This window comes from Pseudomonas sp. TNT3, assembly GCF_010095445.2.
Classification (GTDB): domain Bacteria; phylum Pseudomonadota; class Gammaproteobacteria; order Pseudomonadales; family Pseudomonadaceae; genus Aquipseudomonas.
The window spans coordinates 1-14,566 of record NZ_WFGV02000088.1; the positions used below are offsets into that span (position 1 = coordinate 1).

Here is a 14,566-nt window from a genome sequence, read left to right on the forward strand (position 1 = left end):
GGCGTCGACTTCCGCGCCCCGCCCATCGAACCCCTCGGCCCCCAGGAAATCCGCCAGGCCATCCTCGCCTTCAACGCCATGCAGGCCCAGTTGCAGCACTTCATCCGCGACCGAACCCAAATGCTCGCCGCCATCTCCCACGACCTGCGCGCGCCCCTGACGCGGATGCGCTTGCGGGGTGAATTCATTGAAGACGGCGAGCAACAGCAACGGCTGTTTCGCGACGTGGATGAGATGCAGGCGATGATCAATTCGGCGCTGGAATTCTTCCGTGATGACGCGCGGCTTGAACCGGCGACCCAGTTCGATTTGGCTGAACTGTTGCAAACTCTGCTGGATGATTATCGCGATCAAGGTGTCGACATTGCCTTCAGCGGGCCACTGCGGCTCGTGTACTTCGGGCGGCCGCTGGGGCTCAAGCGGGTGATGACCAACCTGCTGGACAACGCAATCAAGTACGGCAAGGAACCGGCCATTGAGCTGATGTCCGATGCCGGCCAGGTGCGGATCAACGTGCTGGATAGCGGGCCGGGCATTCCCCAGGCCAGTCTTGAGCAGGTGTTTGCGCCGTTCTTTCGCATGGAAGGCTCGCGCAACCGAAGCACGGGCGGTGTGGGGCTGGGATTGTCGGCGGCGCGGGCGATTGTGCTGGAGCATGGCGGCGAATTGAAACTCAGGAATCGACCGAAAGGCGGCTTGGTAGCGGCGGTGGTTTTACCGGTGCAACCCGGTGCATGATTCGGGCTACAGTGATCTATCCAGACACCTTGCGAGCGCTCGGGAAGGCGCTGACCAACGGAGAGTATCCATGAACAAAATCATCCTGCCGGCACTGGCCGTTTTGCTGTTTGCGCAATCCCCGGCCTATGCCATCAACGACAAATACCGCAAACAACTGGAGCAATCGGGCTGCACCCAGGTCAGCGAAGCCCAGGGCTGTGATATCCACAAGTCCAAGGCTGAAAACGCCAAGGCCGGGTTCAGCAATCCGCAGGCACCTGCCGCCGACAGCGCCAATCCGCCGACCCCTTACGCCGGGCAATGGGTCGCCAAGAGTGACACTGGCGCAACCGTCGCGACCATCCGTATCGACGCCAGGGAGAGGGTTTGGGTCAACGGTGAACGGGTCAACGCCAAACGCACCGACGGCGCGCTGCAGTTCCGCCAGGGCAAGCTCACCTTCACCATTCAGGGGGATCGGCGCCTCAAGGATGAGGACTATTGGACCGACAGCGATGCCGGGACCAAAGGGTCGATTCAGGTCGAGTAGCTCTGGCCGGCAGGCCAGGTCTGTCATCAAATGAAAAGCCATTGTCGTCTGATGAGAAGCATCTCAACAGGCCTCGACCTACAGTCCAATCAGCGCAATTCGATGCAACACGCCCATATTGCAGATTGGAGAATAAGAAAAAATGGCCAAAGCCGTACGCTTCTACGAAACCGGTGGTCCCGAAGTTCTACGTTATGAGGACGTCGAGGTCGGCGATCCCGGTCCTGGCCAGGTTCGTCTTCGTCATGTGGCGGTCGGCCTGAACTATGCCGACACCTACTTTCGCAACGGCACCTACCCGATTCCGATGCCCAATGGCATGGGCGTCGAAGCGTCGGGTGTCGTCCAGTCCGTTGGCGAAGGGGTGACCAACGTTCAGGTGGGGGATCGTGTCACCTACACCGGTTTTCTCAACACCCTCGGCGCCTACAGCACCGAACGCCTGATCTCGGCCGAGCCGCTGATCAAACTGCCGGAAACCATCAGCTTCGAAACCGCCGCCGCGATGACCATGCGTGGCTTGACCTCGTCGTACCTGATGCGCCGCATCTATGACTTCAAGGCCGGCGACAGCATCCTGTTGCATGCCGCCGCCGGGGGCGTTGGCCTGATCGTTTCGCAGTGGGCCAAACTGCTGGGGCTGAACGTGATTGGCACCGTATCGACTGAACATAAAGGCGAAATCGCCAAGGCTCACGGTTGCGACCATGTGATCAATTACAGCCATGAAGACGTCGCTTCGCGCGTTCGTGAACTGACCGACGGTGTCGGCGTCAACGTAGTGTTCGACAGTGTTGGCAAGAACACCTTCGCCGGCTCCCTGGACTCGCTGAAACGCCGTGGCCTGATGGTCTGCGTCGGAACGGCCTCCGGCCCGATCCCCGAGTTCAACCCGGTGTTGCTGGCAATGAAGGGCTCGCTGTTCATGACGCGCCCGGCGCTGGCCGACTACATCGCCGACCCGGCGGAAAAAGCCGCATTGGCCGGTGAATTGTTCGACCACGTTGGCAGTGGCCGGATCAAGATCGAGATCAACCAGCACTACGCTCTGCAAGATGCCGTGCAGGCCCATCGCGATCTTGAATCCCGCAAGACTACCGGCTCGTCAATCTTCGTCATTTAAGGAGCTGCCAGCCATGAAAGTCGAACAATTGACCTGCAACATTGGCGCCGAACTGATCGGCGTCAACCTGGCTGACGCGGTGCATGACAACGACCTGTTTGCCGAAATCCGTGCCCAGTTGCTCAAGCATCGCGTGGTGTTTCTGCGCGATCAGGACATCACTCGCGCCGAACACGTGGCCTTCGCCCGGCGCTTCGGCGAACTGGAAGATCACCCGGTGGTGGGCAGCGATCCGGACCATCCGGGGCTGGTGCGTATCTACAAGACCCCGGAACATCCAGCAGACCGCTATGAAAACGCCTGGCACACCGACGCCACCTGGCGCGAGGCGCCGCCGATGGGCTGTGTGCTGCGCTGTGTGGAATGTCCTCCAGTCGGCGGCGACACCATGTGGGCCAACATGGTCCAGGCCTATGCCAACTTGCCGGAAGACGTGAAGCTGAAGATTGCCGACTTGCGTGCTCGTCACAGCATCGAGGCGAGTTTCGGCGCCGCCATGCCTATCGAGAAACGTCTGGCGCTCAAGGCGATGTACCCGGATGCCGAACACCCGGTGGTGCGCATTCACCCGGAGACCGGCGAGAAGGTGCTGTTCGTCAACTCTTTCACGACCCACTTCAGCAACTTCCACACGCCGGATCGTGTGCGCTTCGGCCAGGACTTCACCCATGGTACGTCCGAGCTGCTGCGCTACCTGACCAATCAGGCCAGCATCCCCGAGTATCAAGTGCGCTGGCGCTGGAAGCCCAACAGCATCGCCATCTGGGACAACCGCAGTACCCAGCATTACGCCGTCATGGACTACCCGGCCTGCCATCGCAAGATGGAGCGCGCCGGGATCATCGGCGAAAAGACCTACTGATCCACCGCTTCTGCATTAGCTCTCGTAAACACGCCTGCCCGGTGCGACCCCGGGTGGGCGGGACAATCATAAGAACTGGAGTAAACCATGCAATTCTTCGACGATTCCCTGCACCCCGAAAACATGGAAAAAGTGGTCATCACCGTGGCCCCTTACGGCCCGGAGTGGATGCCTGAAGACTTCCCTGAAGACATCCCGCTGACCATGGATGAGCAGGTCCAGAAAGCAGTCGATTGCTATGAAGCCGGCGCCACCGTATTGCACCTGCACGTGCGTGAGCTGGATGGCAAGGGTTCCAAGCGCCTGTCGAAATTCAACGAGCTGATCGCCGGTGTGCGTGAAGCCGTGCCGGACATGATCATCCAGGTCGGCGGCTCGATTTCCTTTGCCCCGGAAAGCGATGGCGAAGCGGCCAAGTGGCTGTCCGACGACACCCGCCACATGCTGGCCGAGCTGACGCCGAAACCGGATCAGGTCACGGTGGCGATCAACACCACCCAGATGAACATCATGGAGTTGCTGTACCCGGAGTACCTGAAGGGCACTTCCCTGGATAACCCGATGATCCACGCCGCCTACAGCGAAATGACCGTACCGGCCGGCCCGGCCTGGGTTGCCGAGCACCTCAAGCGCCTGATGGACAACGGCATCCAGCCGCACTTTCAGCTGACCGGCATGCACGCCCTGGAAACCCTTGAGCGCCTGGTGCGCCGAGGCGTCTACAAGGGCCCGCTGAACCTGACCTGGATCGGCATCGGCGGTGGTTTCGACGGCCCGAACCCGTTCAACTTCTTCAACTTCATCCACCGCGCGCCGGACGGTTGCACCCTGACCTCCGAGTCGCTGCTCAAGAACGTCATGCCGTTCAACACCATGTCGATGGCCATGGGCATGCACCCGCGCGTGGGCAATGAAGACACTATCATTGATCACAAGGGCGACCGTTTCGGCTCGGTGGCGCAGATCCAGCAAACCGTGCGCATCGCCCACGAACTGGGTCGTGAAATTGCCACCGGCAAAGAAGCCCGCGAGATCTATCGCATTGGCGTTCAGTACGAAACGATCGAGCAAACCCTGTTGGCCAACGGTATGGCCCCGAACCGCAAGGCCGGGCAAAAAGGTGTGCCGCAACGCGGCTGACCGACACGGCGAACGAGCGGCCGTGACCGCTCGTTCGCCGTATAGCGACACGCTTGATAAAAAAAATAAAACGAAGCTCTGAGGAGGCTGCATGGCCTTTCACACAATCGCCGCCGACGATGACGACGCAGGTTGCGTCGGCGTTACGCGCCAATATGCCTGGATCGTCTTTGCCTTGACGTTCGGCCTGTTGATTTCCGATTACATGTCGCGTCAGGTATTGAACGCGGTGTTCCCGCTGCTCAAAAGCGAGTGGGCGCTGAGTGACGGTCAGCTCGGTCTGCTCAGTGGCATTGTCGCCCTGATGGTCGGCCTTCTGACGTTTCCCCTGTCGTTGCTGGCGGACCGCTTCGGCCGGGTCAAGAGCCTGGCGCTGATGGCGTTTTTGTGGAGCGTCGCGACCCTGGGCTGCGCATTGGCCCAGGACTATCAACAGATGTTCATCGCGCGATTCATGGTCGGCGTTGGCGAAGCGGCCTATGGCAGCGTCGGCATCGCGGTGGTGATTTCGGTGTTCCCCAAACACATGCGCGCCACCCTGGCGAGTGCCTTCATGGCCGGCGGCATGTTCGGTTCGGTATTGGGCATGGCCTTGGGCGGTGCGATTGCCGCCAAGCTGGGCTGGCGCTGGTCGTTCGCCGGCATGTCGTTGTTCGGGCTGGTGCTGGCGATGCTGTATCCGCTCATCGTCAAGGAAGCGCGCATCGCTCCGAAGCGTGTGGCCAAGGCCGTTGCCGAGGTCAAGCGACCGCTGCGCACGTTGTGGTCCAGCCGTTCGGTGGTCGCCACTTACGTCGCCAGCGGCTTGCAGTTGTTCGTCGGCGGCACGGTCATGGTGTGGATTCCCAGCTACCTCAACCGCTACTACGACATGCCTACGGACAAGGCCGGCGGCATGGCGGCCATCATCGTGTTGTGCAGCGGTACGGGAATGATTCTGTGCGGCATCCTCAGCGATCGCCTGTGCCGTCACTCGCCGGAGCGCAAGGTCAGCCTGGCCATCGGCTTTTGTCTGGGCAGTTGCCTGTTGCTGTCGGCGGCTTTCGCTTTGCAGGCGGGGCCGGTGCAACTGTTGCTGATCTGCCTGGGCATGGCGATTGCCACCGGCACGACCGGCCCTTGCGGCGCGATGGTCGCCAACCTGACCCATTACTCGGTGCACGGCACGGCGTTCGCCACGTTGACCCTGGCCAACAACATGCTGGGGCTGGCGCCGGGACCGTTTATTACTGGCCGGGTGTCCGACCTCATCGGTCTGCATGCCGCGTTTCAACTGGTGCCGCTGGTGAGTCTCGCGGCTGCCGCAGTGTTCTTCTACGCCAAGTGTCATTACCACAAAGATATTGCCCGGCTTCAGGGACAGAGCGTCGCTCATCCCGTCGGCGAAACCGGGTTAGAGGTGAAGTTGTGAGTCGTCGTTTAGAGATTGATGTGTTTTTCGATTTTATCTGCCCCTGGTGCCTGATCGGCAAACGTCAGCTGGAGCATGCGCAGGTGCAGTTTCGCAGCCGCCATCCGGATGTGCAGATCAACACGGTGTGGCATGGCGTGCAGTTGTTGCCGCAGCTGCCTGCGGAGGGTGAGCCCTTCGCCGACTTCTATCGCAAACGCCTGGGCAGTGCCAGCGCCATGACCATGCGCCAGGCCCAGGTGCAGCAGGCTGCCAGCGCCGTTGGACTGAACATTGATCTCAGTCGCATCGAGACGATGCCCAACACCGCTGACGCCCATCGTATGTTCGAACGCGTCAGCGCGGTGGGCAATGCGGCTCAGCGTGAAATGTTGCTGGAACGGCTGTTCGCCGCCTATTTCCTCAGGCGCGAAAACCTGGGTAACCCTGAGACATTGCTCGCCATTGCCAGCGCCTGCGGCATTGAAGCGGCACGGGTGATCGATTGCCTGAAGGGCGACGGCACGCCTTTTGAAGGATCCCCCGGTGCCACCAGTGGCGTACCGAGTTTCCAGTTCGATCGCCGCGTGACGGTGATCGGTGCGCAACCGGCTCAGGCTCTGCTCGGGGCCATGAACGAAGCGCTGAAGGAAAGCGAGCGCGAGCGTCAGTCGGCATGACCCGGCGCATACCCGTACCTGCCGGGAAACACCCGCAGGCCGGTGGTCGAGCGCTGTTCGAATTCGAAGACAAAAGCCTGGCGTTGTTCAACGTCGATGGGCAGCTGTTTGCCATCGATGACAGTTGCCCGCATCAAGGGGCTTCGCTGTGTGGCGGGCGTCTGGAAGGGCGGGTGATTCAGTGTTGCGCCCATGGGCTGCGCTTCAATTTGCACACGGGTTACCTGCTCAATTCCACCCAGGTCAAAGTCAACAACTACCCGGTCGAGATCATCGACGACCAGGCGTTTATCGTCATTACCGAGGAGTCCGCGCCATGAGCGCCATTGCGCTGACCCGTCTCCACAGTCGCACGCGCGAACTGGTGCCGGGTTTTATCGTCAGCTTGATCGTGGCGGCCGCCGCGTCGTTTTTGTCCGAGCACTACGGTGCGCCGGTGATGTTGTTTGCCTTGTTGCTGGGGATGGCGCTGAACTTCCTCGCCGACGACGGCCCGTGCAAGGCCGGTGTCGAATTCACCGCGCGCACGGTGCTGCGTATTGGCGTGGCGCTGTTGGGCATGCGCATCACCCTGGAGCAGATGGCGGCGCTGGGCTGGAAGCCGATTGCACTGGTGGTGATTCTGGTGGTGGTGACCATCGGCGCTTCCGTGATCGCGGCCAAGGCGATGGGGTTTCAGCGGTTGTTCGGCATGCTCACCGGCGGCGCAACGGCGATCTGCGGTGCTTCGGCTGCATTGGCGCTGGCGGCGGCGTTGCCGAATCATCCACAGAAAGAGCGGGCGACGTTGTTCACGGTGATTGGCGTTTCGGCGTTGTCGACCCTGGCGATGATTGTCTACCCGATGATTGCCAACTGGCTGGAATTGTCGCCGCAGGTCGCGGGGGTGTTCCTTGGCGCGACTATCCACGATGTCGCCCAAGTGGTCGGTGCCGGGTACAGCATGTCGACCGAAACGGGTGATACGGCGACGGTGGTCAAGCTGATGCGTGTTGCCATGCTGCTGCCGGTGATCGTCACCGCGGCGATGATCACCCGCATGCAAGGTGCCGATCCGACAGGAAAGCGACCGCCGTTGCTGCCGTGGTTTGCGGTCGGGTTTCTGATTCTGGCCTGCATCAACAGCACCGGCTGGATCGCCCCGGCGGTACAGGGTTCGGTCAATGAACTGTCGCGCTGGTGCCTGGTGGTTTCGATCAGCGCCCTAGGCATGAAGACCCGCCTGAAAGAGCTGGCATCGGTCGGCATCAAACCGATCCTGCTGATGGTGGGGGAGACTGTGTTTCTTGTGGTGCTGGTGTTGCTGCTGCTGCGGTGGGGCATGTAACAACCCCTTGTAGCAGCTGGCGAAGCCTGCGTTCGAGGACGCAGTCCTCGCAAAACCGGGGTTCGCAGTGCATCGGCAAGACGACTGCTACGCAGCCGAACGCAGCCTCGCCGGGGCTCGGCAGCTGCTACAGGGAATGCATTTCAATTTCGCTCTTTTACGGCGTCTGTGCCAGCAGTCGCCGTTTTTTTTTGCCGTGGATCAGGTCGGTTTTGTACCGGCCTGCTTTTGTGCGCGCCAGGTGGCGGGTGGCATGCCGAACTGGGTGATGAACCAGCGGGTGAAGGAGCTGGCCATGGAGTAGCCGAGCATGTCGGCGATGCGGCTGAGGGGGTAGTTCGGGTTGTCCAGGTAGCGCAGCACCAGGTCGCGGCGCACGTCGTTGATCACATCGTTGAAGGCGCAGCCATCATCCTTCAGACGTCGCTGCAGGGTGCGTACGTTCATGCCCTGGCTCTGGGCGACCTGCTCGATGGTGGCGCGGCCCATGGGCAGCAGCAGGTAGATGGCCTTGCGCACCTCGAACAGCATCGAGGCGCCTTCGTGGCCTTGCAGCGAGTCGAGGTAGCTCTGGGCATAGCGGGCCATGGCCGGGTCGGCATTGGGGTTGGCCATGTCGAGGCTGGTGTCGGGGCAGACGATGCCATTGAACTCGCTGCCGAACTCCAGCTTGCAGCCGAACAGTCGTCGATGCAGCTGCAGGTTGTCCGGCGGCTGGTGCATGAAATTGACACTGTAGGGATGCCAGTGCGAGCCAAGCAGCGCGGCGCACAGGCGGAACATCACGCCAATCGCCAACTCCGTGGCCTGGCGGCTGGGCATGGGCGTTTCAGTGACTACCTCTTCGCGAATGATCACCATCTTGCCGGCCTCTTCAATAAAGATGGCCAGCGAATTGTTCATCAGGTGCCGGTAGTGCAATACCACCTGCAAGGCATCGCGCAGGGTGCGTTGGTGGCTGAGCAACAGACTGACCACGCCGAAGTCCGAGAGCTGGCGTGATTCGGCCATGCTCAGGCCGAAACTCTGGCAGCCACTGGCCGCCGCTGAGCTCTCCAGCAGACGCACCGCGGAATCGATGGGGATGCGGCTTTCAGGCGCTTGCAATTGGGCCTTGCTCAGGCCGACGTCAGCCATGACATCGCGCGGGTTGAATCCCAGGTACTGGGTGACCTCCAGGTAGTTGGTCAGTACAGCTGCGCGAACAAGCTTGGGCATGCGTGGGTTTCCCTGGGCCGATGACGATTGGCGTGAGCGTGGCGACTATATCCAGCGCATCGTCCGTTGAACAGTTGCGCTGTTGCCGATGGTTCGTCAGTCGCCCCGTCGCCAATGAGCGGCGCTGCGGTGAGCAGTCGAGCCTCATCCGTTGATTACAGTGACCCTGCGCCCACCCGCGGGGTTTTTCGACCAGCGGTCAGCGCCGCTGAAGTGTCCGACAATCTGTCATGAAAAGAAAAGTGGCTGACGTCCAATGTAAAGCACCCCGAGTGGCCGCTCTCTAATGTCGACCCTACAAAAAGCCCCTGGCGAAAACAGCCAGTCGAGATATCGAGAAAGCGAAGGTGTTGACCGTGGACAAATTGCAAACCGCCGCCACCGTTCTGATCGTACCGGGTCTGCGCGAGCACGTTGCCGAGCATTGGCAAACGCTGCTGGAAGCCAGGCTCGCCAAGGTACGCAGCGTTGCGCCGCTGGAGACCGACAAGCTCGACTGCATGGCGCGCGTGCGGGCGATCCAGCACGAGCTGGAGCAGATCGACGGTCCGGTAATCCTGGTTGCCCACAGCGCCGGCGTACTGATGGTTGCGCACTGGGCGACGCATTTCAGCCGTCCGATCAAGGGCGCGCTGCTGGCCGCGCCGCCGGACCTCGATGCCGTCTGGCCGTCAAACTACCCCTCTTCCGAAACCCTCAGCAGCCACGGCTGGAACCCGTTGCCTCAACGCCCGTTGCCGTTTCGCAGCATCGTGGCCGGCAGCACCAATGATCACCTCGCCAGTTTCTCCGCCGTGACCCGCATGGCTGAAAACTGGGGCGCCGAATTGCTCGATCTGGGCGATGTCGGTCATCTCAATCCGGCCGCAGGATTTGGCCACTGGGCGCAAGCCGAAGCACTCATCCTGCAACTGGATCGTTAGAACAAGGAGCTGGACTGGCAGTACGCCAACCGGCATTTGCCCTCATTCCTTAAACGCAAACCCGAAGAGGATTGCGTGAGGGCGGCTGCGCTAAAAACAAATAAAAAAAGGCGGAGACACGCAATGCACAACAAAAAGAGTCACGGGTTCACCACTTCACGCTACACCTTGCTGGCCTCGGCCATTCTTGCGGCTATGGCGCCAATGGCCCATGCGGGCGAGATCGAGACGGGTAACCCGGACTGGAACGTTCGCCTGGATAACACCGTCAAGTACAACTATGGCGTGCGCACGGAAAGCGCCGACAAACGCATGTTGGCCTCCCCGAACAACAACGACGGTGACTACAACTTTCGCAAGGCCGGGACCAACATCACCAACCGTGTCGACTTGTTGACCGAGATGGATGTGGTCTACCAGAACCACATGGGTTTTCGCGTCAGCGCCGCCAGTTGGTATGACAAGGCCTACGAGAACACCGGGTCCAACTCCAACCCGTTCGTCAACGGCAACGGTTCGACCTCCGGCCTGATCGCCAATGACCCGCGCCTGGCAGGTGTGACCAACGACAACGTCGGCACTGGCAGCCCGCACCTGAGCAACTACGCCCGGCGCTACTACAACGGCCCGTCCGGCGAAATCCTCGACGCCTTCGTGTTCTACAGCACCGAAGTGGGCGAAGAGTCGATGCTCAGCGTCAAGGCCGGCCAGCACAACGTGTTCTGGGGCGAGACCATTCTCAACCCGGTGCACTCGATCAGCTACGGTCAATCCGGCCTCGACCTGGCCAAGCTTGCAGCGTCTCCCGGCACCGAAGCCAAGGAGCTGTTCGTCCCGCGCAATCAGTTATCGATGACCTTCACCGTCAACCCCGAGCTGACCGTGGGTGCTCAATACTTCCTAGATTGGGACGCCGCGCGCCTGCCGGAAGCGGGCACCTATTACGGAGGTTCCGACCTGGTGGGTACGGGCGCGCAGTCGTTCCTGCTGGGTAACACCAACGGCGTGGTGCCGGGCAGCCCGCTGGGTTGCGGCCTGGCGCCGTGCAACGGCTTGACCAACGTGCGTCGCGGCCATGACCTGACGCCGGACAAGCGTGGCGACTGGGGCATCATGGCCAAGTGGTCGCCGGTCTGGCTCGATGGCACCCTCGGCGTCTACTACCGCGAAACCTCGGAGATCCTGCCGCAAGCCTGGCTGGATGCCCGCGGCCTGAGTTCGGCCAACCCCAACGGCACTCGTCCGGCTGGGCAAGTGCCGGCGGTGATCAACACCCTCAACTCACTGAACTCCGCCACCTATCAATTGGCCTACGCCGACAACATCAAGATTGTCGGCCTGAGCCTGTCCAAGGACGTGGGTGGCATCAGCGTGGGCTCGGACCTGAACGTGCGCCACAACATGCCGCTGGCCAGTATTCCGGCGATCGTCAGCACCAACAGCCCCTTGGGCCTGGGTCAAGGGCTTGGCTTGTTGCCAGCGCGAACCGCCGCCACCGGCGTGGTCTACGACACCCCGGGAAAAGGCGACAGCATGGCCGCCACCGGCGACACCTTGCACTGGACGCTCAATGGCCTGATGACCATGCCCAAAACCCCGTTGTTCGATTCCGCGACCCTGCTCGGCGAGCTGTACTACAGCAACTTGCTCAAGCTCGATAGCAAGAACGAGGCGCTCTACAAGGGCAAGTCCAGCTATCGCGGGATCGACGCGCCGACCCGGGACAACTGGGGCATCGCGGTCAACTTCACACCCACCTGGTACCAGGTTTTTCCTGGTGTCGATCTCAACGCGCCAATGTCCGTCAACGTCGGTCTTGATGGTGTGTCACCGGTCTCCGGTGGCGGTGCCAAAGACACCGGCAACTACGCGGTCGGCCTCGGCGCCGTTGTGTACAACAAATACTTTGTCGACCTGAAGTACGTGGACTCTTTCGGCAAGACCGACAAGTGCAACGTCAGCGGTGTCAGCACCGGTCCGAACGGTGGCGACGGTTCCACCCCGAACGCCTTTAGCGGCAACGAAAACTACGCCTGTTACGCCGGTGGCTACTCGGCCTTTTCCGGAGGGGGTGCCACGACCGAGGACCGTGGCGCCGTGTACCTGACGATGAAAACCACTTTCTGATTCACCACTGATTTGCTCAATGCAAGCAGGAGAATAACAAGATGAAATTCGCACAAACCGTGTTGGCCGCCTCTCTGGCCATGGTCCTTGCCGCTCAGGCACAGGCCGTCGTTTCAACTCAGGACGCCGCTAAACTGGGCACCAGCCTGACCCTGGTGGGCGCCGAAAAGTCCGGGAACGCTGATGGTTCGATCCCGGCCTACAGCGGTGGCTTGACCACCGCGCCGGCCGGTTTCAAAGCCGGCGACAGCATGCGTCCGGACCCGTTTGCCAATGAAAAACCAGTGCTGGTGATCGATGGCAAAAACGTCGACCAGTACAAGGGTCTGCTCAGCGCGACCACGGTGGAACTGGCCAAGCGCTTCCCGACGTTCCGGGTCGATGTGTTCCCGACGCACCGCACTGTCTCGTTGCCCCAGGCCATTCTGGATAACGGCGTGAAGAACGCCAGCGGCGCCAAATCCCTGGAAGGTGGTTTGGCCATCGATAACGTGCTGCCGGGCGTGCCGTTCCCGATCCCTCAGACGGGCAACGAAGCGATGTGGAACTTCCTGCTGCGTTATCAGGGCGTGAGCATCAACTCCAAGTACGACTCGTGGAACGTTGACTCGGCTGGCGTACCGAGTCTGGCGATCACCGGGCAGGCGTTCATTTCCTACCCGATCTACGAAAACCTGACGCAGCCAATCAGCAGCGCCGACGTGTACTACCAGATGAAGCTGTCGTACACCGGCCCGGCGCGCCGTGCGGGGGAGGCGATCATGCTCAAGGACGCGGCCAACCCGCTGCAGCAGCCACGCCGCGCCTGGCAGTACTTGCCCGGGCAGCGTCGGGTGAAACTGGCCCCGAACCTGGCCTACGACACGCCGAACCCGGGCACCGCTGGCGCGGGCACTTACGATGACGTGTTCGTGTTCAACGGTGCGCTGGATCGCTACGACTGGAAGCTGGTGGGCAAGCAGGAAATGATCGTGCCCTACAACACCTACAAGCTGACCTACGCCCAGGACCCTAAATCGCTGACCAGCGCCAATCACCTGGCACCGGATTTCGTGCGCTGGGAAAAACACCGTGTCTGGGTCGTCGAAGGCACCCTCAAGGCCGGTGCTCGCCACATCTACGCCAAGCGCCGCTTCTACCTCGACGAAGACAGCTGGACCGCTCTGGCCTCGGATCAATACGACGCCCGTGGTCAGCTCTATCGCGGTTCCTTCGCGTTCCTCAGCCAGAGCTACGACAAGCAGGTACCGGACTCCACGCCGTTCATGATCTATGACCTGGTGGGCGGTTCGTACAGCATCAATGGCGTCGTCGGCCCGTACGGCGGCATCAAGTACATCGACCCGCTCTCCAAGGCGCAGTGGTCGTCGGAATCCCTGGCTGGCGCCGGTATTCGCTAAGCCAGCTGCAATGTAGGAGCGAGCTTGCTCGCGATGGTCGTGAACGATGACGCGGGGAGTCTGGTTCCCCGCGGTGTTCTTGAGTCCATCGCGAGCAAGCTCGCTCCTACAGACGGCATCAACGTCAGGCACACGGACGTGTGTTCCGGCGCGGTTTTCCGAAGAGGGTGCGGTATGTGTACGTGTAAAAATTATGTGCAGATGGTGTTGGGCATCGTGCTCGTCCTGTTGCAGGGCGTCGCCCAGGCGGCCGCTTATGTCGATGTACTGGACCTGCCTGCCAAGGTCAGTGCCCTGGCGATCAACAGCCCGTTGTCCGGCATGACCCGCGCCGGCGAGCGGGTGATTACTGTGGGCCAGCGTGGCCATATTCTGTTTTCCGATGATGCCGGGCAGCACTGGCAACAGGCGGCAGTGCCCGTCAGTGCCGACCTGACGGCGGTGAATTTCCCCACCACCACCCAGGGCTGGGCGGTGGGCAATGACGGCGTGGTGTTGCACAGCGGCGATGCCGGTGCGACCTGGGCCAAACAGCTGGACGGCCGTCAGATCGGCGACCTGCTGGTCAACCATTATTCCGCGTTGGCCGCTGCCGACCCGGGCAACGAACAATGGCCGTTGCTGGTCGCCGAGGGCCAGCGGATGGTCGAGCAGGGCGCGGACAAACCGCTGCTTGATGTCTGGTTTGCCAATGAAAAAACCGGCTACGTAGTCGGCGTCTTCAACCTGATCCTGCGCACCGACGACGGCGGCCAGACCTGGATGCCATTCCAGGACCGCACCGACAACCCGCAGGGCTTCCACCTCAACGCCATTGCCTCCACCGGGGACGCGTTGTACATCGCGGGCGAGCAGGGCCTGTTGCTGAAATGGGACGACAGCGCCCAGCGTTTCAACGCTGTACCGACGCCGTATCAGGGCAGCTTCTTCGGCGTGCTCGGCAAGCCCGGCGAAGTGCTGGTCTACGGCCTGCGCGGCAACGTGCTGCGCAGCACCGACGGCGGCCAGAGCTGGACCGCCCTCAACACCGGTCTGCACGTCAGCATCAGCGCCGGCCTGATCGATGCCCGTGGCCACTACCGCCTGTTCACCCAGGGCGGGCAGAT

14 protein-coding genes are annotated in these 14,566 nt (G+C 61.5%); 13 read left to right on the forward strand and 1 reads right to left on the reverse strand.

The annotated features are described in order from the left end of the window. The 9 genes from GBC55_RS28270 to GBC55_RS28310 all read left to right on the forward strand — a co-directional run. A partial coding sequence (locus tag GBC55_RS28270) for an ATP-binding protein (RefSeq protein ID WP_247267043.1) occupies window positions 1-738 on the forward strand: 738 nt, incomplete at its 5' end. A 70-nt stretch (window positions 739-808) separates the two neighbouring features. Then, entirely contained in the window at window positions 809-1,270 is a 462-nt protein-coding gene (locus tag GBC55_RS28275) for a hypothetical protein (protein WP_162440901.1), read from the forward strand. Between the two features lie 142 nt (window positions 1,271-1,412). Then, window positions 1,413-2,393: a quinone oxidoreductase gene (locus GBC55_RS28280; RefSeq protein ID WP_162440902.1), complete on the forward strand. Its 981-nt coding sequence runs from the start codon at window positions 1,413-1,415 to the stop codon at window positions 2,391-2,393. Between the two features lie 13 nt (window positions 2,394-2,406). Beyond that, entirely contained in the window at window positions 2,407-3,255 is an 849-nt protein-coding gene (locus GBC55_RS28285) for a TauD/TfdA family dioxygenase (protein ID WP_162440903.1), read from the forward strand. 87 nt (window positions 3,256-3,342) lie between these two features. Beyond that, window positions 3,343-4,395 (forward strand): 3-keto-5-aminohexanoate cleavage protein, encoded by a 1,053-nt coding sequence (locus tag GBC55_RS28290; protein ID WP_162440904.1) that lies wholly within the window; start codon window positions 3,343-3,345, stop codon window positions 4,393-4,395. A gap of 91 nt (window positions 4,396-4,486) precedes the next feature. Continuing rightward, window positions 4,487-5,806, forward strand: coding sequence for an MFS transporter (locus GBC55_RS28295; protein ID WP_162440905.1), 1,320 nt, complete (start codon window positions 4,487-4,489; stop codon window positions 5,804-5,806). Continuing rightward, window positions 5,803-6,465 carry a DsbA family oxidoreductase gene (locus tag GBC55_RS28300; RefSeq protein ID WP_162440906.1) on the forward strand — a complete coding sequence of 221 codons (663 nt, stop codon included), beginning with the start codon at window positions 5,803-5,805 and terminating at the stop codon, window positions 6,463-6,465. Before GBC55_RS28295 ends, GBC55_RS28300 begins: the two co-directional genes overlap by 4 nt. Next, window positions 6,462-6,785 (forward strand): Rieske 2Fe-2S domain-containing protein, encoded by a 324-nt coding sequence (locus tag GBC55_RS28305; protein WP_162440907.1) that lies wholly within the window; start codon window positions 6,462-6,464, stop codon window positions 6,783-6,785. The genes GBC55_RS28300 and GBC55_RS28305 overlap by 4 nt, the downstream gene beginning before the upstream one ends. Then, the gene (locus GBC55_RS28310; protein WP_162440908.1) at window positions 6,782-7,792 is read left to right on the forward strand and encodes a putative sulfate exporter family transporter; all 1,011 of its coding nucleotides are present in this window, start codon (window positions 6,782-6,784) and stop codon (window positions 7,790-7,792) included. The genes GBC55_RS28305 and GBC55_RS28310 overlap by 4 nt, the downstream gene beginning before the upstream one ends. Window positions 7,793-7,993: 201 nt before the next feature. Here the strand turns inward: GBC55_RS28310 and GBC55_RS28315 are convergent, their stop codons facing one another. Beyond that, on the reverse strand, window positions 7,994-9,010 hold the full coding sequence (locus GBC55_RS28315; RefSeq protein WP_162440909.1) for an AraC family transcriptional regulator: 1,017 nt from the start codon (window positions 9,008-9,010) through the stop codon (window positions 7,994-7,996). A gap of 356 nt (window positions 9,011-9,366) precedes the next feature. Between GBC55_RS28315 and GBC55_RS28320 the strand changes: the two genes are divergently transcribed. The 4 genes from GBC55_RS28320 to GBC55_RS28335 form a co-directional block, all read left to right on the forward strand. Next, a complete protein-coding gene (locus tag GBC55_RS28320; RefSeq protein ID WP_162440910.1) occupies window positions 9,367-9,933 on the forward strand; it encodes an alpha/beta hydrolase in 567 nt (188 codons plus the stop codon). Window positions 9,934-10,056: 123 nt separating this feature from the next. After that, the gene (locus GBC55_RS28325; protein WP_162440911.1) at window positions 10,057-12,060 is read left to right on the forward strand and encodes a DUF1302 domain-containing protein; all 2,004 of its coding nucleotides are present in this window, start codon (window positions 10,057-10,059) and stop codon (window positions 12,058-12,060) included. Window positions 12,061-12,101: 41 nt separating this feature from the next. After that, the gene (locus tag GBC55_RS28330; RefSeq protein WP_162440912.1) at window positions 12,102-13,460 is read left to right on the forward strand and encodes a DUF1329 domain-containing protein; all 1,359 of its coding nucleotides are present in this window, start codon (window positions 12,102-12,104) and stop codon (window positions 13,458-13,460) included. 174 nt (window positions 13,461-13,634) lie between these two features. Further along, on the forward strand, window positions 13,635-14,566 hold a 932-nt coding region (locus tag GBC55_RS28335; protein WP_247267044.1), incomplete at its 3' end, for a YCF48-related protein.

What these genes read in the sequence shown, in the direction of transcription:
- GBC55_RS28325 (WP_162440911.1), top strand. Translation starts at nt 10,057, where the DNA reads ATGCACAACAAAAAGAGTCACGGGTTCACCACTTCACGCTACACCTTG.
- GBC55_RS28290 (WP_162440904.1), top strand. Translation starts at nt 3,343, where the DNA reads ATGCAATTCTTCGACGATTCCCTGCACCCCGAAAACATGGAAAAAGTG.
- GBC55_RS28330 (WP_162440912.1), top strand. Translation starts at nt 12,102, where the DNA reads ATGAAATTCGCACAAACCGTGTTGGCCGCCTCTCTGGCCATGGTCCTT.
- GBC55_RS28295 (WP_162440905.1), top strand. Translation starts at nt 4,487, where the DNA reads ATGGCCTTTCACACAATCGCCGCCGACGATGACGACGCAGGTTGCGTC.
- GBC55_RS28315 (WP_162440909.1), bottom strand. Translation starts at nt 9,010, where the DNA reads ATGCCCAAGCTTGTTCGCGCAGCTGTACTGACCAACTACCTGGAGGTC.
- GBC55_RS28280 (WP_162440902.1), top strand. Translation starts at nt 1,413, where the DNA reads ATGGCCAAAGCCGTACGCTTCTACGAAACCGGTGGTCCCGAAGTTCTA.
- GBC55_RS28305 (WP_162440907.1), top strand. Translation starts at nt 6,462, where the DNA reads ATGACCCGGCGCATACCCGTACCTGCCGGGAAACACCCGCAGGCCGGT.
- GBC55_RS28310 (WP_162440908.1), top strand. Translation starts at nt 6,782, where the DNA reads ATGAGCGCCATTGCGCTGACCCGTCTCCACAGTCGCACGCGCGAACTG.
- GBC55_RS28285 (WP_162440903.1), top strand. Translation starts at nt 2,407, where the DNA reads ATGAAAGTCGAACAATTGACCTGCAACATTGGCGCCGAACTGATCGGC.
- GBC55_RS28275 (WP_162440901.1), top strand. Translation starts at nt 809, where the DNA reads ATGAACAAAATCATCCTGCCGGCACTGGCCGTTTTGCTGTTTGCGCAA.